Origin of the sequence: Alcanivorax sp. IL3 (assembly GCF_047495465.1) — a bacterium.
GTDB lineage: Bacteria > Pseudomonadota > Gammaproteobacteria > Pseudomonadales > Alcanivoracaceae > Alcanivorax > Alcanivorax jadensis.
In genome coordinates, this window is record NZ_CP179931.1 from 1,818,342 (window position 1) to 1,840,647 (window position 22,306).

Here is a 22,306-nt window from a genome sequence, read left to right on the forward strand (position 1 = left end):
CGCCGTCACGATGGTTGAGTAATGGACGGAATGAATGCAGAAAAAATTTCCCGTTGATGATGTTGTCGTGCCATTGCGTGACGCTTTGCTGAGTGCGGGGTGCGCGATTCTGGAAGCTCCGCCCGGGGCCGGGAAATCCACGCGTGTACCGCTACGGCTACTGGACCATTTCGGTGCTGATCAGGGTCGTATTCTGATGCTGGAACCACGCCGGGTGGCGGCTCGTTCCGTAGCCACCTTTATGGCCTCTCAGCTGGGAGAGCCGGTAGGGCAAACCGTTGGTTACCGGACCCGCACCGATACCCGGGTTAGTGCTGCCACCCGGTTGGAAGTTGTCACTGAAGGTGTTTTGACCCGCATGGCGTTGAGTGATCCGGAGTTGCAGGGCATCTCACTGGTGATCTTTGATGAGTTCCATGAACGCTCCCTGAATGCGGATCTGGGACTGGCGCTGGTCAGTGAAATCCGTGAAGCATTCCGGCCGGATCTCGGGCTGCTGGTCATGTCCGCCACGCTGGATTGCGGACCGCTGGTGACCCTGCTGAATGCGCCTGTGATTCGCAGTGAAGGGCGCAGTTTTCCAGTCGATGTGATGTATCGGCCGCCTGCCCCTCGTCAGGACTGGCGAGATCATTGCGTGCAGAAAATCTGTTCTGTGGCCGGTGATGCCCAGGTGGTACTGGTGTTTCTGCCCGGCCGTGCGGATATCCGTCGGGTGGCCCGCGGTCTTTCCGAATCGGGACTCAGCTTGCCGATCGCCGAGTTGCATGGGGGGCTGCCGCTGGCGCAGCAACAGCAGGTGCTCGATTCAGCCAGAAACGGCGATGCCCTGATTGTACTAACCACCAATGTGGCGGAAACCAGCCTGACCATTGAGGGGGTCACCCATGTCATTGATAGTGGCCTGGCTAGGGAACCGGTCTATGATCCGGCCCGTCACCGTAGCCGGCTGGTCACGCGTCGGATCAGCGAGGCCAGTGCTCGCCAACGCAGCGGTCGGGCCGGGCGGTTAGGTCCCGGTTGCTGCGTGCGGCTATGGCCTGAGTCCGAGGTCATGGCCAGCCACCAGAAACCGGAAATAGCGCGAGTGGCGCTGGATCAGCTGGTGCTGGATCTAGCCCGCTGGGGATGCCGGGAGCCGCAGCAGATGCACTGGCTGGAGGCACCGCCATTGCCGGCCTGGCAGAGCGCGGTGGCCAGGCTTCGCGATGGTGGCGCGCTGGATAGGCAAGGCGGGCTGACGGACCATGGTGCAGCCATCGCCAGCCTGGGAGTCGAGCCGGCGCTGGCCATGCTGATACTGGCAGGCAGGGAGCAGGGATTGCCGGTGGCCGCAGCCCGAGTCGCGGCCTTGTTGTCCGAGCGGGACATCCTCAATGGTCAGGGCGTGGATTTGCGTAGTCGCCTGCAAGCACTGGAAAGCCACCCCGACCGCCACAGACTACTTCTTGCTGAAGCTCAGCGACTACTGCCTGGCAAGCCGCCCCGCGATAGCAATGACTGGCGGGATTGTCTGGGTGGGTTGCTGGCCCGGGTCTACCCGCGACAGGTGGCTCGCCTGCGCCAGGGTCAGGGCAATCGTTACCAGATGATGGATGGCCCCGGTCTAGAACTGCCACCCGGAGATAGTCTGGCTGGCACACAATGGTTGTTGATTCTGGATACGGACGGCCAGCCCCGGGATGCCCGCATCCGACTCGCCATGCCACTGGAAGAGTCGGATCTGCAATCAGTCATGGCGCAGCATGGACAGTGGCATGAGCAGATTGGTTGGGATAGCGAGCGTCAGCGGGTAACTGGCTGGCGTCAGCACAGGCTGGGAGCTATTGTCCTGCAGAACCAGCCCATGGAATCGTTGAGCGCGGAGCAACAGATTCAGGGCTTGTTGGAGGGGTTGCGTGGGGATGGCCTGCGGCTGTTGCCCTGGTCTGATAGCTGTCGGCAGTGGCAGGCCAGAGTGACAAAACTGGCCGCTGTAGACGAAAGCGCCTGGCCGGATGTGAGTGATGCGGCCTTGCTGGAAAATCTGGAACGCTGGCTGGCACCGTTTCTCGCCGGCATGCGTACGCTGCAGGATTTAAAGCGGGTAGCCGTGCATGAAGCTCTTAATCTGTTGTTGACGGCGGATCAACACAAGCGTCTGCAGCGCTGTATGCCAGAGGCTATTGTCATTCCCACCGGGCGGCGGGTGCAACTCGATTACAGGGGGGATACGGTGGTGCTGGCCGTCAAGTTGCAGGAGTTGTTCGGGCTCACCCAACTGCCGCCCATTGCTGAGGGCAAGCTGACTATCAGTGCGCATCTGCTGACTCCGGCAGGGCGGCCGGCAGCCATTACCGATAACCTGGAACGATTCTGGCGGGAAAACTACCAGGCGGTGCGCAAGGACTTACGTGGCCGATACCCCAAACATCCCTGGCCGGAAGATCCGCTTGCGGCGGAAGCTACAGTCCTCACGAAGCGCCGTCTTAATGCAGGCCAGTAACGGCCTTTATCGTCAACGCCACGACGTTTTTTCTTCCTCCATAACCAGAAACGCCCGGCAAAAGCCGGGCGTTTCTGGTTCGTGAAGCAATCAGTCAATCTTAAACAGATTGAGCAACCGGGATCTTCACGGTATCTGCCACGTCCTGGTACTCCGGCATCTGGTCGAAGTTCAGGTAGCGGTAGATCTCGGAGGACATGGAATCGATGGTGTTTGCGTATTCCATATACTCTTCAGTGGTCGGCAGCTTGCCGAGAATGGACGCCACAGACGCCAGCTCAGCCGATGCCAGGTACACATCCGCACCCTGACCCAGACGGTTCGGGAAGTTACGGGTGGAGGTGGATACCGCGGTGGACTTCGGCGCGATGCGAGCCTGGTTACCCATGCACAGGGAGCAGCCCGGCATCTCGGTGCGCGCACCGGCACTACCGAAGATGTTGTAGTAGCCTTCTTCGGTGAGCTGGTGCTGATCCATCTTGGTCGGCGGAGCGATCCACAGACGGGTCGGCATGGTCCCGCTTTCCACTTTCTGCAGCAGTTTACCGGCTGCACGGAAGTGACCGATGTTGGTCATGCAGGAACCGATGAACACTTCGTCGATCTTGGCGCCAGCCACGTCGGACAGGGTCTTGGCATCATCCGGGTCGTTCGGGCAGCACAGGACCGGCTCGTTGATCTGGTCCATGTCGATTTCGATGACGGTGTGGTACTCGGCATCGGCGTCGGCACGCATCAGGCTCGGGTTTGCCAGCCACTCTTCCATGCCCTGGATACGACGCTCAATGGTGCGGGCATCGCCGTAGCCATTGGAGATCATCCACTTGAGCATGGTGATGTTGGATTTCAGGTACTCGGTCACGCTGTCTTCAGACAGGGTGATGGTACAGCCGGCAGCGGAACGCTCGGCGGATGCATCGGACAGCTCGAATGCCTGCTCGACGGTCAGGTCGTCCAGACCTTCGATTTCCAGTACGCGACCGGAGAACACGTTGACCTTGCCGGCTTTGGCAACGGTCAGGTGGCCATCTTTGATCGCCTGCATGGGGATCGCATGTACTAGGTCACGCAGGGTGATGCCCGGCTGGCGTTTGCCCTTGAAGCGAACCAGAACGGATTCCGGCATGTCCAGCGGCATAACGCCGGTGGCGGCGGCAAAGGCTACCAGGCCAGAGCCCGCGGGGAAGGAGATGCCCATGGGGAAACGGGTATGGGAGTCACCACCGGTACCGACAGTGTCTGGCAGCAGCATGCGGTTCAGCCAGGAGTGGATGATGCCGTCACCCGGACGCAGGGACACACCGCCACGGTTCATGATGAAGTCGGGCAGGGTGTGCTGGGTTTCCACGTCAACCGGCTTGGGGTAAGCGGCGGTGTGACAGAATGACTGCATCACCAGGTCCGCCTGGAAGCCCAGACAAGCCAGGTCTTTCAGCTCGTCACGGGTCATCGGGCCAGTGGTGTCCTGGGAACCCACGGTGGTCATCTTCGGCTCGCAGTACATGCCGGGGCGAACGCCGTCCATGCCGCAGGCCTTGCCGACCATTTTCTGGGCCAGGGTGAAGCCCTTGTCGGAATCGCCCGGCTGCTCCGGCTTGCGGAACAACTCGGAAGGTGCCAGACCCAGGGCTTCGCGAGCCTTGGTGGTCAGGCCGCGACCGATAATCAGGTTGATACGGCCACCAGCGCGGACTTCGTCCAGCAGTACCTGGGAGCGCAGGTCGAATTCGGCGATCACTTCGCCGTCTTTTTCTACCTTGCCTGCGAACGGGTAAACGTCGATCACGTCACCGGTGTTCATTTTCTCTACGTCGCACTCGAAGGGCAGGGCGCCGGAATCTTCCATGGTGTTGAAGAAGATAGGAGCAATCTTGCCGCCGATGCAGACACCGCCTGCACGCTTGTTGGGTACGAACGGGATGTCGTCACCGAAGTGCCACAGTACTGAGTTGGTGGCGGACTTACGGGAAGAACCGGTGCCCACAACGTCGCCCACATAGGCAACCGGGTGACCTTTTTTCTTCAGCTCGTCCATCTGGCTCAGCGGGCCGATCTCACCGTCTTTCTCCGGGTGGATGCCTTCACGGGCATTCTTCAGCATGGCGTTGCCGTGCAGCGGGATATCCGGGCGGCTCCAGGCGTCCTGTGCGGGGGACAGGTCGTCAGTGTTGGTCTCGCCGGTAACCTTGAAGACAGACAGGGTCATCTTTTCGGCAAGGTCCGCGCGATTGGTGAACCACTCACCTTCAGCCCAGGACTCGATGACTTCCTTGGCCTTGGCGTTGCCGGCTTTCATCTTGTCTTCCACATCGTGGAAAGCATCAAATACCAACAGAGTGTGCTTGAGTTCGTCAGCAGCGATTTCTGCCAGTTCGGCATCATCCAGCGCTGAAACCAGCGTGGCCACATTATAGCCACCCTGCATGGTGCCCAGCAGCTGCACGGCACGTTTACGGTCGATCAGGGGAGAGCTGGCTTCACCGTTAACAATCGCGGTCAGGAAGGCGGCCTTCACATAGGCGGCCTGGTCCACGCCCGGCGGCACGCGGTTAACGAACAGGTCCTGGATGAATTCTTCTTCGCCGGCCGGCGGGGCTTTCAGCAGCTCTACCAGGTCGGCAACCTGATGCTCGTTCAGCGGCTTGGGCGGCACACCGTCAACGGCGCGCTCTTCAACATGTTTGCGATAGGCTTCTAGCACAGCGTTTCCCTCTTTCTCGAATTGGCTGATTTCTTTTGGAAATCAGTCTTTTAGGGTGTTACTGGGGGTTGGAATTGCGCGCGGAGTATAGCCGAAATGCCATCAACTGTTAAGCCAAACCGCGGTTGTAGTCATTCACGGGATGAATACTCGTAATCACTGACAGCATGGTATGCGGCAATCAGTAGGGGGCTTTCAGGCCGTCCGGCGGGCGCCGGAAGCGTTTGTAGCTCCACAGGTACTGGTCAGGGGATTCGTCGATAAGATGTTCGATGGAGCGATTCATTGCCGCAAGGGCAGTATCCAGGTCGTCATCAGCGACGGCGGGATCAGCCGGACGGACTCGAATTTCGTAGCCCTGGGTGCCGGGCAGGCGGCGGGCCCAGGCCATGAAAGTGACCGCGCCGGTCTGGCGTACCAGCTTGCAGGCCAGGGTGCCGGTGTAGGCCGGCTGTCCGTAGAAAGGTACATGCCGGCCGCTGCGGCGGTCGGGTACCTGATCAGGAAGAATGGCTGTCAGGGCACCTTTTTTCATGGCGCGCACTAATCCGGCTACACCGCGAGCGGTAGTCGGGTACATGGTGGAGCCAAAATGCTCCCGCCCTTGCCTTACCAGTTGATCGACTTCTGGCAGGCCGGAAGGAGCAAACATGGCGTGCAGCCCGAACTCGGTGGCGAGCCAGAAATTCAGTACTTCCCAGCAACCCAGATGAGGCGCCAGGATCATGATGGGTTTGCCGTCCTGCACCGCTTGCCGCAGAGGGGCATCGCCGTCCACGGCGACTATCCGTGTCAGTCCTTGGTTGGGGTGCCGCCAGAAGAGTGCGATTTCAAAGGTGTTCTTGATGCTCTCCACCAATGATTTGCGGGCGAGCCGGGTGCGTTCTTCCTCAGATAAGGCAGGGTAGCTAATTGCCAGATTGGTCTTGCTGATCGTCAAAGCCTGGGTCGGCAGCCAAGACAGCAACGTGCCGATAAAGGAGGCGAGTGCTCGGTTGACAGCAAAGGGTAACGCGCCCAGCAGTCGCAGTGCGATGATGGCCGCTTGTCCTTTTGCCCGCTGTACGCGTGGATGTGTTTTTCTGCCCATGACGCGACAGTATACGGGCGCGACGAGTGAGCACCAGCGGTGCGGATGAGATTGCGCACAAAAACGCTATAATGCCGACGCCCGTTTCCTGATCGGCTCCTCTAAGCCTGTGAGATTTCCATGCACGACATTTCCCATATTCGCGATTTTCTTCCCTGTGACACGCCGTCGGCCTGGGTTAATTGGGCATTGCAGCATCCTGATATCCTGCTTATCGACCATGCTCATTGCGAAAAGAAAGCGGCCAGCACCGCGTTGAATCTGATGTTTCGTTATGTGGACCGGCCTGAACTGCTGGATACGTTGAGCCAGCTGGCGCGAGAGGAGCTGCTGCATTTTGAGCAAGTCATACAGCTGATGCGAGACCGCGGTGTGACCTACGACCACATGACGCCTGCGCGTTATGCCAAGGGGCTGCGCCAGCATATACGCACTTCGGAGCCTGGTCGGCTGGTGGACACCATGATCGTAGGGTCGTTAATCGAGGCGCGGAGTTGTGAGCGTTTCGCCGCGTTGGCGCCGCATGTGGATGCGGAGCTGGGGCGTTATTACCGTTACCTGCTGAAGAGTGAGTCGCGCCATTTTGAGGATTATCTGAAGCTGGCTGAACAATATGCCGGTGGGCCGATCGAGGAGAGGGTGAGTTTTTTCAAGGAAGTGGAGCGTGAATTGGTGGAGTCGCCGGATTCGGAGTTTCGGTTTCATTCCGGTATTCCGCAAGCCTGACAGAATTCCCTGTAGGAGCGGTGCTCTCTGTGCTCTGCGAGTATGAGCCGCGAACCTCGCTTGCGAGGAAATCGCCGATAGGCGATCAGGCATGGTCGCTAGGGACAGATCTGTCAGGTATTTTCCGGCGGATTCGCGCCTCGAGCGGCGCTCCTACAGGAGGTCAGATTTCAAAGCTTTCCAGTCTTAAGCCCTTCTCGCTATCCGCCACAATCTGCCACCCCAGCTTGCCCCAATCACCCAGCACCCAGCGCTTACCCTGGCCGTCGGCCAGTTCAACATCGTGGATATTGGGGCGATGGGTGTGGCCGTGGATCAGGTGTTTGACGCCGGCCTCTTCCATAACCCGAACCACTTCTTCCGGGGTCACGTCCATGATGTTTTCTGCCTTGTTGGCGTTGTTGCCCTGGCTTTGCATGCGCATGCCCTGGGCGATCATGCGGCGCTCTTCCAGCGGCTTTGCCAGCATGCCCTGTTGCCACTGGGGATTACGGGCCATGGTGCGAAACTGCTGGTAGGCGGTATCCAGGGTGCACAGGCTGTCGCCGTGCATCAGCAGGACGGGGGTGCCATACAGATCCACCACGGTGCCTTCTTCCAGCAAGGTGCCGCCACAGGCAGCGGCGAAATCGTCACCGAGCATGAAATCCCGATTGCCATGCATGAAATAGAGCTGGCTGCCGTTGTCACTGAAGCTGCGGAAGGCGCCAATGGCTTCCTGATTGAACGGGGTGTCATCGTCGTCGCCAATCCAGGCTTCAAACAGGTCGCCCAGTACATAGAGGGCATCAGCCTGGCCGGCGTGGGCTTCCAGCAGTTTGCCCAGCGCTTCCAGATGCTCCGGCCGGGCCGGATCCAGGTGCAGGTCTGAAATAAACAGGGTATAGCTCATGGTTACTGTGCGCCTTTTTCTTCTTCGCCGGCTGAATCCAGGCGGTAGGCTCGGGTAATCAGAATGGGCACTTCCGGCACGTCCCGCGCCAGCATTCCGTTGAGGCGCTGGCTGGTGGTGCGTTCACTGGCGATGTTGTCCACTACCGCCATCCCGTCTGTGACCTTACCGAAGACGGCATAGCCCCAGCCACGGGCATTCTTGCCAGAAAAGTCCAGGTTGTCATTGTCGACCAGATTGACGAAGAACTGGGCCGTGGCAGAGTGCGGGTTGCCGGTGCGGGCCATGGCCAGGGTGCCACGCTCATTGCTCAGGCCGTTGTCCGCTTCATTCTGGATCGGTGAGCGGGTGGCCTTGCGCTGCCCGCTCTGGTCAAAGCCGCCGCCCTGTATCATGAAACCGCGGATTACCCGGTGGAACTGGGTGCCGTCGTAGAAGCCGTCATCCACATACTTGAGGAAGTTGGCGACTGTCTGCGGTGCCTTGTCCTCGTAGAGTTCCACGGTGACCGGGCCGGCAGAGGTTTCCAGGCGAACCTGCGGGTTGGCGAGCAGCAGGGTCGGTAACAGGGCAAGCAGGGCAGTGGCCAGAACGCGCATGGTGTCAGTCCTCGATCAGTTCAGCAGACTCGATGAGTACCGGCTCCACCGGCACATCCTGGTGGAAACCGCTGTTGCCGGTGGCCACATTGCGGATTTTTTCCACCACGTCCATGCCGTCGCTGACCGCGCCGAATACCGCATAGCCCCAGCCGTCCTGGCTGCGTTCCTTGTCCAGGAAGTGGTTGTCGGCCACGTTGATGAAGAATTGGGCGGAAGCGGAATGGGGATCCGGGGTGCGCGCCATGGCGATGGTGCCGGCCTTGTTGGACAGGCCATTGCCGGCCTCGTTCTGGATCGTGTCACGGGTGGGCTTCTGCTGCATATCTTCGGTGAAGCCGCCGCCCTGGATCATGAAGTTGCTGATAACACGGTGGAAGATGGTGCCGTCGAAGTGGCCATCCTTGACGTATTGAGCAAAGTTCTCGGTGGTAATCGGCGCCTTCTCTGCGTCCAGCTGCAGGGTGATTTTGCCGTAGGTTGTTGTCAGCACCACTTTCATCAGGTTTTCTCCGCAAGATGGGCCTGGTTAGGGGTTTTTGTTCCCCGGCGGGCCCTGAGTCTTTGACTGTTGGGGGGCGTACAGTACACTAGCGCACCTTCATTTTCACCGTGAGAGCCTGCCCATATTCAGGCTCTCTGCCTTCCGGACTGGCCAAGACCCATGAGCGAAACGAAAGCGCCCAGCAATTTTATCAGACAGATCATCGACCGTGACCTTGCAGAAGGTAAAAACGACGGCCAGGTGGTGACCCGTTTTCCACCGGAACCCAATGGGTACCTGCATATTGGTCATGCCAAGTCTATCTGCCTGAACTTCGGGATTGCCGAAAGCTATAACGGCAGTTGCAATCTGCGCTTCGACGATACCAATCCCGAGAAGGAAGAGGACGAGTACATCCAGTCCATTAAGCAGGATGTGCAGTGGCTGGGCTTTACCTGGAATGGCCAGGAGCGTTTCGCCAGCAACTACTTCGACCAGCTTTATCAGCTGGCGGTGGAGCTGATTCATAAAGGGCTGGCCTACGTGGACAGCCTGAGCCCGGAGCAGATCGCCGAGTACCGCGGTAATTTCACCACGCCGGGCAAGCCCAGCCCCTATCGCGAGCGCAGCGTGGAAGAGAATCTGGCCCTGTTCGAGCAGATGCGCAGCGGTGAGATGGACGAGGGGGCGGCGGTGCTGCGTGCCAAAATCGACATGCAGAGTGCCAACCTGAATCTGCGCGATCCGATTCTCTATCGCATCCGCAAGAAAGTGCATCATCAGACCGGTGACAAGTGGGTGATTTATCCCATGTACGACTTCACCCATCCGCTGTCCGATGCCCTCGAGGGGATCACGCACAGCCTCTGTACCCTGGAGTTCGAGGATCACCGGCCGTTTTATGACTGGGTCATCGAGCACACCTCCGTGCCGGCGAGCCCGCGCCAGTATGAGTTTGCCCGCCTTAACCTGAATTACACGGTGACCAGCAAGCGCAAGCTCAAGCAGTTGGTAGATGAAGGGCATGTGGAAGGCTGGAACGATCCGCGTATGCCCACCATCAGCGGTCTGCGTCGTCGTGGCTACACACCGGCTTCACTGCGCACATTCTGTGAGTCTGTGGGCGTCAGCCGGGCGGATTCCGTGGTGGACATGGGGATGCTGGAAGCCGCCATCCGCGATGATCTGAATCAGCATGCCCCCCGCGCCATGTGTGTGCTGAATCCCTTGAAAGTGGTCATCGAAAACTGGGAAGGGGGCAAGGAGGAATCCCTGACCGCCCCGGTGCATCCGCAGAACGAGACCATGGGAACCCGCCAGGTACCCATGACCCGGGAGATTTATATCGACCGGGAGGATTTTCGGGAAGAGGCCAACAAGAAGTTCAAGCGCCTGGTGCTGGGCGATCGGGTGCGTCTGCGCTACGGCTATGTGGTGCGTGCTACCGATGTGGTCCGCGATGACAGCGGCGAGATTGTGGAAGTGCGCTGCAGCTATGATCCGGACACCCTGGGCAAGAACCCGGAAAATGCGGATGACCAGGGCAAACTGCGCGGGGTGATCCACTGGGTCAGTGCCAGCAAGGGTGAGCCCTGTGAGGTGCGTCTCTACGACCGCCTGTTCACCGCTGCGAACCCCAACAAGACAGAAGAAGGGCAGACCTTCCTGTCCCATATCAATCCGGATTCATTGAGCGTGCTGGATGGTTGCTGGGTGGAGCCAGGTCTGCGTGGGGTTCTGGCCGAAACCCGTTACCAGTTCGAGCGTGAGGGTTACTTCTGTGTGGATCAGAGCAGCAGCGCTGACAAGCTGGTGTTCAATCAGACTGTCGGTCTGCGTGAGTCCTGGCCCAAAGACAGTTAGTAATTAACAGTGAAGAGTTAATAGCTGCGCGATGTCGCGTGCGTGGTGTTGACAGAAAGCAAAGAGGCCGCGCCTAAGGTTTGGGTGCGGCTTTTTTGTGGGAATTTACATTTGTGGAACGCGATTATCAGTAGGGCCGGCGCCTGTTGGTGTTGTAGTGGTGGCACCGTTAGAGGCGTTAATTAGGCAGTAGTGGCCACCCAAAAGCCGCGACCATAATGAACGCGGCTTTTGGGTTGGTCGGTTAGCCCAGGGCTTTTTCACCGGACTGCAGGGTCTGGAAAATCAGGGTGTTGATGGTCATGGGGCCGACGCCGCCGGGTACCGGAGTATAGGCGCTCACTCTATCTACCAGTGGTCCCAGCTCGATGTCGCCACACTTTTCCGGGTGGAAGCCGGCATCGACGACCACGGCGCCATCCTTGATCCAGTCTGCCTTGATGAACTCCGGCTTGCCCACGGCGCCGACAACGATGTCAGCCTGTTTGACCAGGGCTGGCAGATCCCGGGTGCGGCTGTGGCAGATGGTGACTGTGGCATTGGCTTCCAGCAGCATCATGGCCATGGGTTTGCCAAGAATGGCGCTGCGACCCACCACTACGGCATGTTTGCCTTCCAGTTCCACCTGGTAGTGCTCCAGCAAGCGCATGATGCCTTTGGGGGTGGCGCAGCCGTAAGCGTCCTCACCCATGCTCATGCGACCAAACCCGAGGCAGGTGACGCCGTCCACGTCCTTTTCCAGGCTGATGGCGTCGAAACAGGCGCGTTCATCAATCTGGGCGGGCACCGGATGTTGTAGCAGAATGCCGTGCACATCCGGATTGGTGTTGAGTTCGTCAATTTTTGCCAGCAATTGTTCGGTGCTGGTGTCTTCGTCCAGCTCAATGGCGACAGATTCCATGCCGACACGCTGGCAGGCGTTGCCTTTCATCTTTACATAGGTGGCAGATGCCGGGTCAGCACCCACCAGAATGGTGGCAAGAATCGGCGTGCGGCCGTTGGCCTTGGCTTTCAGGGCGTCGACGCGCAGGCGCATCTCCTGTTCGAACTGCTGGGCCAGGGTTTTGCCATCAAGAATCTGGGCGGTCATGTGGGCGGTCTCTCTGAAATTGACTACAATAGGGGGCGGCTTGGCGCGGTTGCGTTAATCGCAGCCTGCCGGGGCTAGCCGTGAACGGCGCGATTCTCGCACGCGCAGGCACAACGCGCAAAAGTTGACTAAAATCTGAACGTTAGACATTTTTTTGCGTCGAACCCCGTTGACGCTCATGGGGGTGCCGAGTATTATGCGCGCCTCGCTTTCGAGCTTAGTCACTGACGCAGCTTTAAAAGACGGGGTGTAGCGCAGCCTGGTAGCGCGCCTGCTTTGGGAGCAGGATGTCGGGGGTTCGAATCCCTCCACCCCGACCAGTTGGCTTGATGGCGGAAATCTGCAAGCGCCTGTAGCTCAACTGGATAGAGCAACGGCCTTCTAAGCCGTAGGTTGCAGGTTCAAGTCCTGCCAGGTGCGCCAGGCAGGAAAGAAAGCAGACAGTTTTATGGTGATTGTAGCTCAGTTGGTAGAGCTCCGGATTGTGATTCCGGCGGTCGTGGGTTCGAGCCCCATCAGTCACCCCATATTAAAAGCCTCCGGGATAGATCCCCGGAGGCTTTTTCGTATGGGCTTCAGGCACTGCTGAACAGTCAGGCTGTAGGCAGCGAAGCCCCCTTTGATTATAATCTTCGCCCTTCATTAGGCCGTCTTCGCGTTATTTCGGCGGCGGGCAGAGATAAAAGTCTTTTTTAAAGAGGATGTTATGCAGGTTTCTGTTGAAACGACTTCAGGTCTTGAGCGCCGTGTAACGGTGGGTGTACCCGCGGAAAAAGTGGATGTGGCAGTAGAAGGCAAGCTGCAGGAAGCCCAGAAAACGATCCGTCTGGACGGTTTCCGCCCGGGTAAAGTGCCCATGCGTGAAGTAAAGCGTCGCTTTGGCGGGGCCGTGCGTAACGAAGTGCTGGCTGACGTAATGCGTGAAGCCTTCATCGAAGCGGTGGAGCAGGAAAAGCTGCAGCCAGCGGGTATGCCGGGCTTTGAAGCCAAGACCAACGAAGCAGGCAAGGACCTGGAATTCGTGGCTACCTTCGAGGTATACCCGGATGTCGAGCTGGCGGCTTTCGATTCCATCGAAGTGGAAAAGCCCAAGGCTGAAGTGTCCGATTCCGATGTGGATACCATGATCGAAACCCTGCGCCAGCAGCGCGCCGAGTTCGCCGATGTGGATCGTGCCGCGGAAACGGGTGACCGCGTCAACATTGATTTCAAAGGTCTGAAAGACGGTGAAGCCTTCGAAGGCGGTAGCGCCGAAGGGCAGAACCTGGAGCTGGGCTCCGGCCAGATGATCCCGGGCTTTGAAGACGGCATCGTTGGCATGAAAGCTGGTGAGGAAAAAGACATCGACGTGACCTTCCCGGAGGACTACCAGTCCGAAGAGCTGAAAGGCCAGTCCGTGGTGTTCCAGATCAAGGTCAACAAGGTTGAAGGCAAGGCGTTGCCGGAAGTGGATGCCGAGTTCATGAAAGCGTTCGGTGTTGACGATGGCGACGAAGCCAAATTCAAGGCAGAAGTGCGCAAGAACATGGAGCGCGAGCTGAAGAATGCGGTAACCGGCAAGGTGAAAGAGCAGGCGATGGATGGCCTGGTCAACCTGCACGAGTTTGACCTGCCGGGCGCCCTGGTTACCCAGGAAATCCAGCGCATGCGTCAACAGATGATGCAGCAGTTTGGTGGCGGTCAGCAGTTTGATGCCTCCATCCTGCCGGATGATCTGTTCAAGGAGCAGGCTGAGCGTTCCGTGCGTCTGGGCCTGGTGGTTCGCGCTATCCTCGACAAGCACGAGATCAAGGCCGATGCCGACAAGGTGAAAGCCCGTGTTGAGGAAATCGCCGAGCAGTACGAGAAGCCGGAAGAGGTGGTGAGCTGGGTTTACAGCAATCCGCAGCAGCTGCAGCAGATTGAAGGTGCGGTACTGGAAGAGCAGGTTGTCGACCTGGTTCTGGATAGTGCCAAGGTGGAAGAGAAAGCCATGTCCTACCAGGACGCGGTGAAGCCACGTGAGCAAGCAGAAGGCTGATTCTTTCCGCTTTTTGACACCAAAACGGGGCCTTCTGGCCCCGTTTTGCGTTATTTATGCACAATTTGCGCAAGTTTTGCGCATTCAGACCCCGCCAAAGCCCACTTTTATAGACGCCCCCCATACACCGTCATAAGATGCGGGAAGCCCTGTTCGTCCAGCCTGCCTTGTTTTCGGCTATGTCAGCCCCCATTGCAGCATTCAGGATGAGGTCGGCTACCGGCCGATACCAATAAATCGCAAGAGCGTCCCCGGACGATCGACGAGAAGGAAAGCGCTACATGATCGACTTGAGCCGTATCAACTCCATGACCCCGGAAATGCAAGAGCTGAGCAAGGATCCCACCAATCTGGGTCTGGTGCCGATGGTGATCGAGCAGACTGCCCGTGGTGAGCGTTCTTTTGATATCTATTCCCGCCTGCTCAAGGAACGGGTGATTTTCATGATCGGCCAGGTGGAAGACCAAATGGCCAACCTGATCGTGGCCCAGATGCTGTTCCTGGAGTCGGAAAACCCGGACAAGGACATTCATCTCTATATCAACAGCCCGGGTGGTTCTGTCACAGCCGGCATGTCCATCTATGACACCATGCAGTTCATCAAGCCGGATGTGTCCACCATGTGCGTGGGCCAGGCTGCCAGTATGGGGGCTTTCCTGCTGGCCGCCGGTGCAGCAGGCAAACGCTATGTGCTGCCCAATGCCCGGGTGATGATCCATCAGCCGCTGGGCGGTTTCCAGGGCCAGGCTTCGGATATCGAGATCCACGCAAGGGAAATCCTCAAGATCAAAGGGCAGCTCAACAGCCTGCTGGCGCATCACACCGGCCAGTCGCTGGAAAGGCTGGAGAAGGATACCGACCGCGACAACTTCCTGGGCGCGGAAGAAGCGCAGGAATATGGCATCGTTGACGCGGTATTGCGTCAGCGTCCGGTGTAATTCGGTAACCTTCGTACAAAAAGTGTCCTAACGGAAGGCCTGAGAGGCCCGGCGGGCTTGAAAAAGCCCCCGTCTCCCTGCATCTTCAAAGAGACGCAAATACTCAAATACACAGGTTTAGAGGCGATTCAATGACCGACTCCACTGGCAAGGGCGACGACGGCAAGCTGCTGTACTGCTCTTTTTGTGGCAAAAGCCAGCATGAGGTCCGCAAGCTGATTGCGGGGCCCTCGGTCTTTATCTGCGACGAATGCGTGGATCTGTGTAATGACATCATCCGCGAGGAAGTGCAGGAAGACACCGGGGACACCGGCGGAGAAGCCCTGCCCAAGCCCAACGAAATCAAGGAAACCCTTGATGAGTACGTGATTGGCCAGGAGCGAGCCAAACGAGTCCTCGCCGTGGCGGTATACAACCATTACAAGCGCCTGCGCAGCAGTAGCAAGGGCCGTGATGAGGTGGAACTCGGCAAGAGTAATATTTTGCTTATCGGTCCCACCGGTAGTGGTAAAACGCTGTTGGCCGAGACCTTGGCGCGGTTGCTCAATGTGCCTTTCACCATCGCGGATGCCACCACCCTCACCGAAGCCGGTTACGTGGGTGAGGATGTGGAAAACATCATTCAGAAACTGTTGCAGAAGTGCGACTATGATGTGGACAAGGCCCAGCGCGGTATTGTCTATATCGATGAAATCGACAAGATCTCCCGCAAGTCTGACAACCCCTCCATCACCCGTGATGTGAGCGGGGAGGGCGTGCAGCAGGCCCTGCTCAAGCTGATTGAAGGTACCGTGGCCTCTGTGCCTCCCCAGGGCGGGCGCAAGCATCCCCAGCAGGAGTTCCTGCAGGTGGACACCTCCAACATGCTGTTTATTTGTGGTGGTGCCTTTGCCGGCCTGGACAAGGTGATTCGCGAGCGCTCCGAGAAAGGTGGTATCGGCTTCTCTGCAGAAGTGAAGAGCAAGGATGATGCCCGTAACCTGGGTGAATTGCTGGTAGATGTGGAACCGGAAGATCTGGTCAAGTATGGCCTGATTCCCGAGTTTATCGGCCGTCTGCCGGTGATCGCGACCCTTGAAGAGCTCAGTGAAGAGGCGCTGGTTCAGATTCTCACTGAACCACGCAATGCCCTGACCAAACAGTACGCCCGCCTGTTCGAGATGGAAGGCGTGGAGCTGGATTTCCGCGATGATGCCCTTCGCGCCGTGGCCCACAAGGCCATGGAAAGAAAGACAGGGGCCCGGGGTCTGCGCTCCATTCTGGAAAGTGTGCTGCTCGATACCATGTACCAGGTTCCTTCCATGGACTCTGTTGCCAAGGTGGTTATCGACAGTCCCACCATCAAGGGCGAATCCGATCCGTTGTTGATTTACGAGAACAACGAGCAGTCTTCCAAGGTGGCACCGGATTAAGGTGCCACCACGGCAATAGAGGCAATACGTGCTGAAAGATATCCCGCTTTTACCACTGCGTGACGTAGTGGTGTATCCCCATATGGTGATCCCGCTGTTTGTTGGCCGGGAAAAGTCCATTGCTGCGCTTGAAACCGCCATGGCGGACGACAAACAGATCATGCTGGTTGCCCAGCGCAATGCCTCTGACGATGCCCCGGGTGCGGATGACATTTACCGGGTCGGTACCGTCTCAACCATCCTGCAGCTGCTCAAACTGCCCGACGGCACCGTCAAGGTGCTGGTTGAAGGCGGTCAGCGTGCCCACGTGGTCAAGGCCGAGTTCGGCGACCAAGGTGGTATCGCTGATGTGCGAGAGCTGGAAGAGGGGCTGCCGGATGAGGGTGAGCAGGAGGCACTGTCCCGCTCGCTGCAATCCCAGTTCGAGGATTACGTCAAACTTTCCAAGAAAGTGGCGCCGGAAGTCACCGGCTCTGTCTCCTCCATTGATGAAGTCAGCCGTCTGGCCGACACCATTGCCGCCCACCTGCAATTGAAACTGGAAGAAAAGCAGGACGTGCTGGAAATGGTGGATGTGCGTGAGCGGGTTGAACACCTGATTGCGCTGATGGAATCCGACATTGATGTGCTCAAGGTGGAAAAACGCATTCGTGGGCGCGTCAAGAAACAGATGGAGAAAAGCCAGCGCGAGTACTACCTGAACGAACAGATGAAAGCCATCCAGAAAGAACTGGGTGATCTGGACGACAGTGGTAACGACCTGGAAGACCTGGAAAAGAAAATTGAAAGCGTGGGCATGCCCAAGGAAGCCCTCGAGAAATCCATGAACGAGCTGAACAAGCTCAAGATGATGTCGCCCATGTCTGCGGAAGCCACGGTAGTGCGTAGCTATCTGGACTGGATGACATCGGTGCCGTGGAAGAAGCGCAGCCGGGTACGTCACGATCTGGCCCATGCCAAAAAAGTGCTGGATGAGGATCATTACGGTCTGGAAGAAGTGAAGGACCGGATTCTGGAGTTCCTGGCGGTACAGAGCCGTGTGGGCAAGGTAAAGGGGCCGGTGTTGTGCTTGGTGGGCCCGCCAGGCGTGGGTAAAACCTCCCTGGGACAATCCATTGCCCATGCCACCAACCGCAAGTTTGTCCGCATGGCGTTGGGTGGAGTGCGAGATGAAGCTGAAATTCGCGGTCACCGTCGCACTTATATCGGCTCGTTGCCGGGCAAGGTAGTGCAGAAGCTGTCCAAGGTCGGTGTCAGGAACCCGCTGTTCCTGTTCGATGAAGTGGACAAGATGGGCATGGATAACCGTGGTGATCCGGCCTCTGCGCTACTGGAAGTGCTCGATCCGGAACAGAACGATACCTTCAGCGATCACTATCTGGAGGTGGATTACAATCTGTCGGAAACCCTGTTTGTCTGCACCTCCAACTCCATGAATATTCCGGCACCCTTGCTGGACCGTATGGAAGTCATTCGTCTGCCGGGCTACACCGAGGACGAAAAGGTCAATATTGCTCTCCAGTATCTGGTTCCCAAGCAGATCAAGAATAATGGTCTGAAAAAGGACGAAGTGGTTTTCGACGAATCCGTGCTACGTTACGTGGTTCGTCATTACACCCGTGAAGCCGGGGTTCGTGGACTGGAGCGTGAAGTCAGCAAGATTTGCCGCAAGGTAGTCAAGGAACACCTGCTGGCTGGAGAGAGTACCAGTGTCGCGCTCACCGAGGAGCTGGTGGAACAATACCTGGGTGTGCGCAAGTTCAGCTTTGGCCGTGCGGAAGAAAAGGATCAGGTAGGGCAGGTTACCGGACTGGCGTGGACCTCTGTAGGTGGCGAGCTGCTGACTATCGAAAGTGTTTCCACTCCGGGCAAAGGCCGCGTAATCTCTACCGGCTCCTTGGGCGATGTGATGCAGGAATCCATTCAGGCGGCCTGGACGGTTGTGAAAAGCCGTGCTGGCACTCTTGGTATCCGTCGCCGCACCCTGGACCGTAACGATTTGCACATGCATGTGCCGGAAGGTGCTACGCCGAAGGACGGCCCCAGTGCGGGTGTCGGCATGTGTACTGCCATGGTGTCCGTGCTCACAGGTATACCGGTGCGTGCAGACGTGGCCATGACTGGTGAAATTACCCTGCGTGGCCAGGTTCTGCCCATTGGTGGCTTGAAAGAGAAATTATTGGCTGCTCATCGTGGTGGCATCAAGACGGTATTGATACCGGAAGAAAACGAGCGGGATCTCAAGGAGATTCCGGACAATATCAAGTCGTCCCTGGATATCCGTCCTGTTAAATGGATTGACCAGGTGCTTGATGTGGCGCTGACTCATCAACCCAGCCCGCTGAGCGAAGCGGAACTGGAAGAGGATTTGGCGCTCGCAGAAGAGAAAAACCAGGAAGGTGAAAAGCGGCCCAGTACACATTAATGAGCCGGAATTGAAGCTTTTTAAATTATTGATCTATATGGTTTTTCATTTTTTTTAACTTGGGTGCGATGATACCTTTCCTTTCTTGACGCTCCTTATACCCGTTGGTATAAAGGCTGCTTGCTCAGGAGGAGAGTACATCACGCCTCGACCATAAAACCGGGAAAAACAGAAAGGGGAACTTTGTGAATAAGTCAGAGTTGATTGATGCGATTGCCGCTAGCGCGGATATTTCCAAAGCCGACGCAGGTCGTGCACTGGATGCTACTTTGGAAGCGGTTACTGGCGCCCTGAAAAAAGGTGACAGCGTTTCTCTGGTAGGTTTTGGTACTTTTGCTGTGAAAGAGCGCGCTGCTCGCGAAGGCCGCAACCCGCAAACTGGCCAGACTATTCAGATCGCCGCTGCCAAAGTACCGGGCTTCAAAGCTGGTAAGGCACTGAAAGACGCGGTGAACTAAACTGTTTGCTGGAGCGGTAGTTCAGCTGGTTAGAATACCGGCCTGTCACGCCGGGGGTCGCGGGTTCGAGTCCCGTCCGCTCCGCCAGTTTGAGGAAGCGCAGCCGTAAGCGGGTGCGCTTTTTTCCGTTTAGGGGAACCTGTGGTAAAAATTGCGGTTCTCACATAACAAGATCGAATTCGAAAGTTTTCACCTGAAGCCATGCTTAAGTCACGGCTCCAGGTTTTAATAAGAGTCCCTACGGAGTATTTTCATGCAGGAGTTCAGACGGTTTGTCCGCGGTCCCGTGGGCAAGGTCCTGCTTGCCGCGATTATCCTTCCTTTTGTGATTTCCGGTTTCTACGGCTATTTCACCGGTGGTGGAAGCGGAGATGTGGTTGCCGAAGTGGAAGGCAACAAAATCACCCGCAGTGTGGTGAATCAGCGTGTGGAGCGTGTTCGTGACATGCTGCGCCAGCAGAGTCCGAATATGGACCCGTCCATGCTGGATTCCTTTGTTCGCCCCGAAATGGTGCTGGAAGGACTGGTTAACGAACAGCTGATTCTTGCAGCAGCGGATAACGCCAAGCTGGCATTCAGCGAAAAGCAGGCCGCCCGCGATATTTATCAGGTCCCCCTTTTCCAGGAGAATGGCAGGTTTTCCGAGATTCGTTTCGAGCGGGAACTGCGTAGCCGTGGCTTGACGCCACAGGGTTATATTCAGGGCCTGCGTCAGGACATGCTGAAAGAACAGTATCGCTCCGGCTTCATGGCAACGAATTTTGCATTGCCAACGGAACTGCAAGAGCAGCGCCGACTGGGTGAGCAGGTTCGTGATATTCGTTATGTGACGCTGGACCTGAACGCGCTACGCAGTGATTTTTCCGTCAGCGATGAAGACATCAAGGCTTACTACGATCAAAACCAGGCAGAGTTCATGCGTCCGGAAGAATTCCGGGTTGCCTATGTGAAGCTGTCAGCGCAGGACTACACCGATCAGGTATCCGTGAGTGAGGAAGACGTGGCGGCGGAGTACGAAGTCCGCCGCTCTATCATGGAAGAATCAGGTGCGAGCACCGCTCGCAAAGTGGCCCATATTCTTGTCGAGATCAATGGCGACAGAGATCTTGAGCAGGCTCAGACCCGTGCGACTGAAGCCGCACAGGCAATTGCCGCCGGTGGCTCCTTTGCTGAAGTGGCCGCTCAGTACTCCGACGATCCAGGCTCTGCCGACGCCGGTGGCGATCTTGGTGTGGTATCCAAGGGGGCGCTACCTGAAGAAATGGAAGAGGCTATCGCCAGTCTGGAGCCGGGCATGGTTTCCGATCCGGTGGTGACCGATGCCGGCGTGCATCTGATCAAGGTATCTTATGTTGTCCGTGAGCAGGATTTGCCCACACTTGAGGAACTGGCCGAGCAGATTCGTGCAGATCTCAAACAGGGCCGCGCGGAAACTCTGCTGAATGAAGATGTGGCACGTCTGGAAGAGCTTCTGTACGAACACAGCGACATGACCGTTCCCGCCGAGCAGGTTGGCATCGAAGTCGTAAGCACCGACTGGGTTTCCCTGTCGTCGCTGCCTGAGCCACTGTCTGCTCGTCAGGTGCAGCAAGCTCTCAACAGTGACCAGGTTCGTAAGGATCGCCACAACAGTGATCTGATCGAGACTGCCCCTGGTGAGTACCTGGCTGTCAGTATCCTCGACGACAAACCGGCGGAGCCGCTGCCGCTGGAAGATGTCTCCTTCGCAATTCGCGAGCGCCTCAAGGGCGAGCGAGCTGCTGACAGGGTGCAGGAATTGTCTGCACAGGCAGAAGAGAAATTGCAGCAGGGCGCGAGCCTGGATGAGATCGCCGCCTTGTTCGAGACCGGGATTGAAGAGCAGGAAGGCCTTCAACGTGGTGGGGCCGAGCCCTCCATGGAAGTTGTCAACGGCGCCTTTGCGCTGCCGAAGACTGCGGAAGGGGAAGGTTCGGCTATAGAGCTGACTCGCGTGGGTGACGGTTCTCTGGTGGCTTACCAGGTGACCCGGGTGGAAGACGGTAATGCCGAACCGCTGTCGGACGCCCAGCAACAGGCCGCGCTGCTTGAGCTTGGAAATATCGAAGGGCAACGTAACTTCCGTCAGGTGGTTGCATTGTTGCGCGACGAAGGTGATGTGGACCTTAATCTGCAGCGACTGAGTAGCAGTTCTGCCGATCAGTAATCGAGCGGTAGAAACAAAAAAAGCTCACCAGCGATGGTGAGCTTTTTTTTTGCCGCAATTCCGGGTTGCGGGTGCTTCTTCTGATTTACTCGTTTTCAAGCTCAAAAGGCATGGATACGGTGCTGGCGCCGGCATCCACATAGGTGATTTCGCCGGTGATGCCGGATGCCAGGTCAGAGCACAGGAAAGCGGCCACGTTACCCACTTCCTCGATAGTCACATTCCGACGCAGCGGTGCCTTGGCGGCGTTGTAGTCCAGCATGCTGCGAAACTTCTTGATGCCGGATGCTGCGAGGGTACGGATGGGGCCGGCGGAAATCCCGTTCACACGAATGCCGTCCGGTCCCATGCTGGAAGCCAGATAACGAACTGAGGCTTCCAGGCTGGCCTTGGCCAGGCCCATCACGTTGTAGTTCGGCACGGTCTGACGCGCGGCATGGTATGTGAGTGTCAGCAGGGAGCCATTGCGGTTGGCCATCATCTGACGCCCGGCTTTGGCCAGGGCAACGAAGCTGTAGCTGGAAATATCATGGGCGATGCGGAATCCTTCGCGGGTTGCCACTTCCGCAAAGCTGCCATCCAGTTCGCTGCCTGGAGCAAAGCCCACCGCGTGGATAATTCCATCCAGCCCGTCCCATTGATCGCCCAGCGCCGTGAATACTGCCTCGATCTCTTCGTCACTGACGACATCGCAGGGGTAGCATAGTGTTTGGTTGCTGCCATAGCGTTCTGCGGCTTTCACGACACGGCTTTTCAGCTTCTCGTTCTGGTAGGTAAAGGCCAGCTCGGCGCCTTCGCGGTGCATCGCTTCGGCAATACCCGTGGCAATGGAGCGGTCACTGGCGACGCCGACGATAAGGTAGCGTTTGCCTGCTAGAAATCCCATGTCTGTCCTCGATGTATTTTGAGTTGGAAGTTGGAAGTTGGAAGTCGAAAAG

Annotated in this window: 16 protein-coding genes and 4 tRNA genes; 13 read left to right on the top strand and 7 right to left on the bottom strand. The window is 57.7% G+C overall.

Annotated features, from left to right (window positions below; genetic code table 11):
• The first annotated feature begins 34 nt into the window (after window positions 1–34).
• On the top strand, window positions 35–2,485 hold the full coding sequence (gene hrpB / locus ACMG4M_RS08505; protein ID WP_414429823.1) for an ATP-dependent helicase HrpB: 2,451 nt from the start codon (window positions 35–37) through the stop codon (window positions 2,483–2,485).
• A gap of 100 nt (window positions 2,486–2,585) precedes the next feature.
• On the opposite strand, the gene acnB is transcribed toward hrpB, so the two are convergent.
• Window positions 2,586–5,186: a bifunctional aconitate hydratase 2/2-methylisocitrate dehydratase gene (gene acnB, locus ACMG4M_RS08510; protein ID WP_035244172.1), complete on the bottom strand. Its 2,601-nt coding sequence runs from the start codon at window positions 5,184–5,186 to the stop codon at window positions 2,586–2,588.
• Window positions 5,187–5,367: 181 nt separating this feature from the next.
• Complete coding sequence (locus ACMG4M_RS08515) at window positions 5,368–6,276, bottom strand: lysophospholipid acyltransferase family protein (protein ID WP_414429824.1); 909 nt, start codon at window positions 6,274–6,276, stop codon at window positions 5,368–5,370.
• A gap of 120 nt (window positions 6,277–6,396) precedes the next feature.
• On the opposite strand from ACMG4M_RS08515, the gene ACMG4M_RS08520 reads away from it, so the two are divergent.
• Window positions 6,397–7,002 carry a tRNA-(ms[2]io[6]A)-hydroxylase gene (locus tag ACMG4M_RS08520; RefSeq protein WP_035244177.1) on the top strand — a complete coding sequence of 202 codons (606 nt, stop codon included), beginning with the start codon at window positions 6,397–6,399 and terminating at the stop codon, window positions 7,000–7,002.
• Window positions 7,003–7,165: 163 nt separating this feature from the next.
• On the opposite strand, the gene ACMG4M_RS08525 is transcribed toward ACMG4M_RS08520, so the two are convergent.
• From ACMG4M_RS08525 to ACMG4M_RS08535, 3 genes are read right to left on the bottom strand one after another with little or no spacing between them, the layout of a single operon-like run.
• The gene (locus ACMG4M_RS08525; RefSeq protein ID WP_335625617.1) at window positions 7,166–7,894 is read right to left on the bottom strand and encodes a UDP-2,3-diacylglucosamine diphosphatase; all 729 of its coding nucleotides are present in this window, start codon (window positions 7,892–7,894) and stop codon (window positions 7,166–7,168) included.
• 2 nt (window positions 7,895–7,896) lie between these two features.
• Entirely contained in the window at window positions 7,897–8,493 is a 597-nt protein-coding gene (locus tag ACMG4M_RS08530; RefSeq protein ID WP_277672961.1) for a peptidylprolyl isomerase, read from the bottom strand.
• Between the two features lie 4 nt (window positions 8,494–8,497).
• A complete protein-coding gene (locus ACMG4M_RS08535; RefSeq protein ID WP_272961884.1) occupies window positions 8,498–8,995 on the bottom strand; it encodes a peptidylprolyl isomerase in 498 nt (165 codons plus the stop codon).
• Window positions 8,996–9,157: 162 nt separating this feature from the next.
• Here ACMG4M_RS08535 and ACMG4M_RS08540 point away from each other — a divergent pair, with 162 nt between their 5' ends.
• Window positions 9,158–10,840 (top strand): glutamine--tRNA ligase/YqeY domain fusion protein, encoded by a 1,683-nt coding sequence (locus ACMG4M_RS08540; RefSeq protein WP_277672962.1) that lies wholly within the window; start codon window positions 9,158–9,160, stop codon window positions 10,838–10,840.
• A 244-nt stretch (window positions 10,841–11,084) separates the two neighbouring features.
• Here the strand turns inward: ACMG4M_RS08540 and folD are convergent, their stop codons facing one another.
• Window positions 11,085–11,930 (bottom strand): bifunctional methylenetetrahydrofolate dehydrogenase/methenyltetrahydrofolate cyclohydrolase FolD, encoded by an 846-nt coding sequence (folD, locus tag ACMG4M_RS08545; protein WP_035244188.1) that lies wholly within the window; start codon window positions 11,928–11,930, stop codon window positions 11,085–11,087.
• Window positions 11,931–12,173: 243 nt separating this feature from the next.
• Between folD and ACMG4M_RS08550 the strand changes: the two genes are divergently transcribed.
• The 10 genes from ACMG4M_RS08550 to ACMG4M_RS08595 all read left to right on the top strand — a co-directional run bounded on the left by ACMG4M_RS08550 (window position 12,174) and on the right by ACMG4M_RS08595 (window position 21,368).
• Window positions 12,174–12,250, top strand: a tRNA-Pro gene (locus ACMG4M_RS08550).
• A 26-nt stretch (window positions 12,251–12,276) separates the two neighbouring features.
• Window positions 12,277–12,353, top strand: a tRNA-Arg gene (locus tag ACMG4M_RS08555).
• 28 nt (window positions 12,354–12,381) lie between these two features.
• Window positions 12,382–12,457: transfer RNA gene (locus ACMG4M_RS08560), tRNA-His, on the top strand.
• Window positions 12,458–12,636: 179 nt separating this feature from the next.
• Window positions 12,637–13,950 carry a trigger factor gene (gene tig / locus ACMG4M_RS08565; protein ID WP_035244191.1) on the top strand — a complete coding sequence of 438 codons (1,314 nt, stop codon included), beginning with the start codon at window positions 12,637–12,639 and terminating at the stop codon, window positions 13,948–13,950.
• A 320-nt stretch (window positions 13,951–14,270) separates the two neighbouring features.
• The gene (gene clpP, locus ACMG4M_RS08570; RefSeq protein WP_035244764.1) at window positions 14,271–14,888 is read left to right on the top strand and encodes an ATP-dependent Clp endopeptidase proteolytic subunit ClpP; all 618 of its coding nucleotides are present in this window, start codon (window positions 14,271–14,273) and stop codon (window positions 14,886–14,888) included.
• A 131-nt stretch (window positions 14,889–15,019) separates the two neighbouring features.
• On the top strand, window positions 15,020–16,300 hold the full coding sequence (gene clpX / locus ACMG4M_RS08575; RefSeq protein WP_035244193.1) for an ATP-dependent Clp protease ATP-binding subunit ClpX: 1,281 nt from the start codon (window positions 15,020–15,022) through the stop codon (window positions 16,298–16,300).
• An 82-nt stretch (window positions 16,301–16,382) separates the two neighbouring features.
• A complete protein-coding gene (gene lon / locus ACMG4M_RS08580; protein WP_414431127.1) occupies window positions 16,383–18,725 on the top strand; it encodes an endopeptidase La in 2,343 nt (780 codons plus the stop codon).
• Window positions 18,726–18,910: 185 nt separating this feature from the next.
• On the top strand, window positions 18,911–19,183 hold the full coding sequence (locus ACMG4M_RS08585; protein ID WP_035244197.1) for an HU family DNA-binding protein: 273 nt from the start codon (window positions 18,911–18,913) through the stop codon (window positions 19,181–19,183).
• Between the two features lie 10 nt (window positions 19,184–19,193).
• A tRNA-Asp gene (locus ACMG4M_RS08590) sits at window positions 19,194–19,270 on the top strand.
• Between the two features lie 166 nt (window positions 19,271–19,436).
• Window positions 19,437–21,368 (top strand): SurA N-terminal domain-containing protein, encoded by a 1,932-nt coding sequence (locus tag ACMG4M_RS08595; RefSeq protein WP_414429825.1) that lies wholly within the window; start codon window positions 19,437–19,439, stop codon window positions 21,366–21,368.
• Window positions 21,369–21,453: 85 nt separating this feature from the next.
• On the opposite strand, the gene ACMG4M_RS08600 is transcribed toward ACMG4M_RS08595, so the two are convergent.
• On the bottom strand, window positions 21,454–22,254 hold the full coding sequence (locus ACMG4M_RS08600) for an enoyl-ACP reductase (protein WP_035244203.1): 801 nt from the start codon (window positions 22,252–22,254) through the stop codon (window positions 21,454–21,456).
• Window positions 22,255–22,306: the final 52 nt, after the last annotated feature.

What these genes read in the sequence shown, in the direction of transcription:
- hrpB (WP_414429823.1), top strand. Translation starts at nt 35, where the DNA reads ATGCAGAAAAAATTTCCCGTTGATGATGTTGTCGTGCCATTGCGTGAC.
- ACMG4M_RS08515 (WP_414429824.1), bottom strand. Translation starts at nt 6,276, where the DNA reads ATGGGCAGAAAAACACATCCACGCGTACAGCGGGCAAAAGGACAAGCG.
- ACMG4M_RS08520 (WP_035244177.1), top strand. Translation starts at nt 6,397, where the DNA reads ATGCACGACATTTCCCATATTCGCGATTTTCTTCCCTGTGACACGCCG.
- ACMG4M_RS08525 (WP_335625617.1), bottom strand. Translation starts at nt 7,894, where the DNA reads ATGAGCTATACCCTGTTTATTTCAGACCTGCACCTGGATCCGGCCCGG.
- ACMG4M_RS08530 (WP_277672961.1), bottom strand. Translation starts at nt 8,493, where the DNA reads ATGCGCGTTCTGGCCACTGCCCTGCTTGCCCTGTTACCGACCCTGCTG.
- ACMG4M_RS08535 (WP_272961884.1), bottom strand. Translation starts at nt 8,995, where the DNA reads ATGAAAGTGGTGCTGACAACAACCTACGGCAAAATCACCCTGCAGCTG.
- ACMG4M_RS08540 (WP_277672962.1), top strand. Translation starts at nt 9,158, where the DNA reads ATGAGCGAAACGAAAGCGCCCAGCAATTTTATCAGACAGATCATCGAC.
- folD (WP_035244188.1), bottom strand. Translation starts at nt 11,930, where the DNA reads ATGACCGCCCAGATTCTTGATGGCAAAACCCTGGCCCAGCAGTTCGAA.
- tig (WP_035244191.1), top strand. Translation starts at nt 12,637, where the DNA reads ATGCAGGTTTCTGTTGAAACGACTTCAGGTCTTGAGCGCCGTGTAACG.
- clpP (WP_035244764.1), top strand. Translation starts at nt 14,271, where the DNA reads ATGCAAGAGCTGAGCAAGGATCCCACCAATCTGGGTCTGGTGCCGATG.
- clpX (WP_035244193.1), top strand. Translation starts at nt 15,020, where the DNA reads ATGACCGACTCCACTGGCAAGGGCGACGACGGCAAGCTGCTGTACTGC.
- lon (WP_414431127.1), top strand. Translation starts at nt 16,383, where the DNA reads ATGGTGATCCCGCTGTTTGTTGGCCGGGAAAAGTCCATTGCTGCGCTT.
- ACMG4M_RS08595 (WP_414429825.1), top strand. Translation starts at nt 19,437, where the DNA reads ATGCAGGAGTTCAGACGGTTTGTCCGCGGTCCCGTGGGCAAGGTCCTG.
- ACMG4M_RS08600 (WP_035244203.1), bottom strand. Translation starts at nt 22,254, where the DNA reads ATGGGATTTCTAGCAGGCAAACGCTACCTTATCGTCGGCGTCGCCAGT.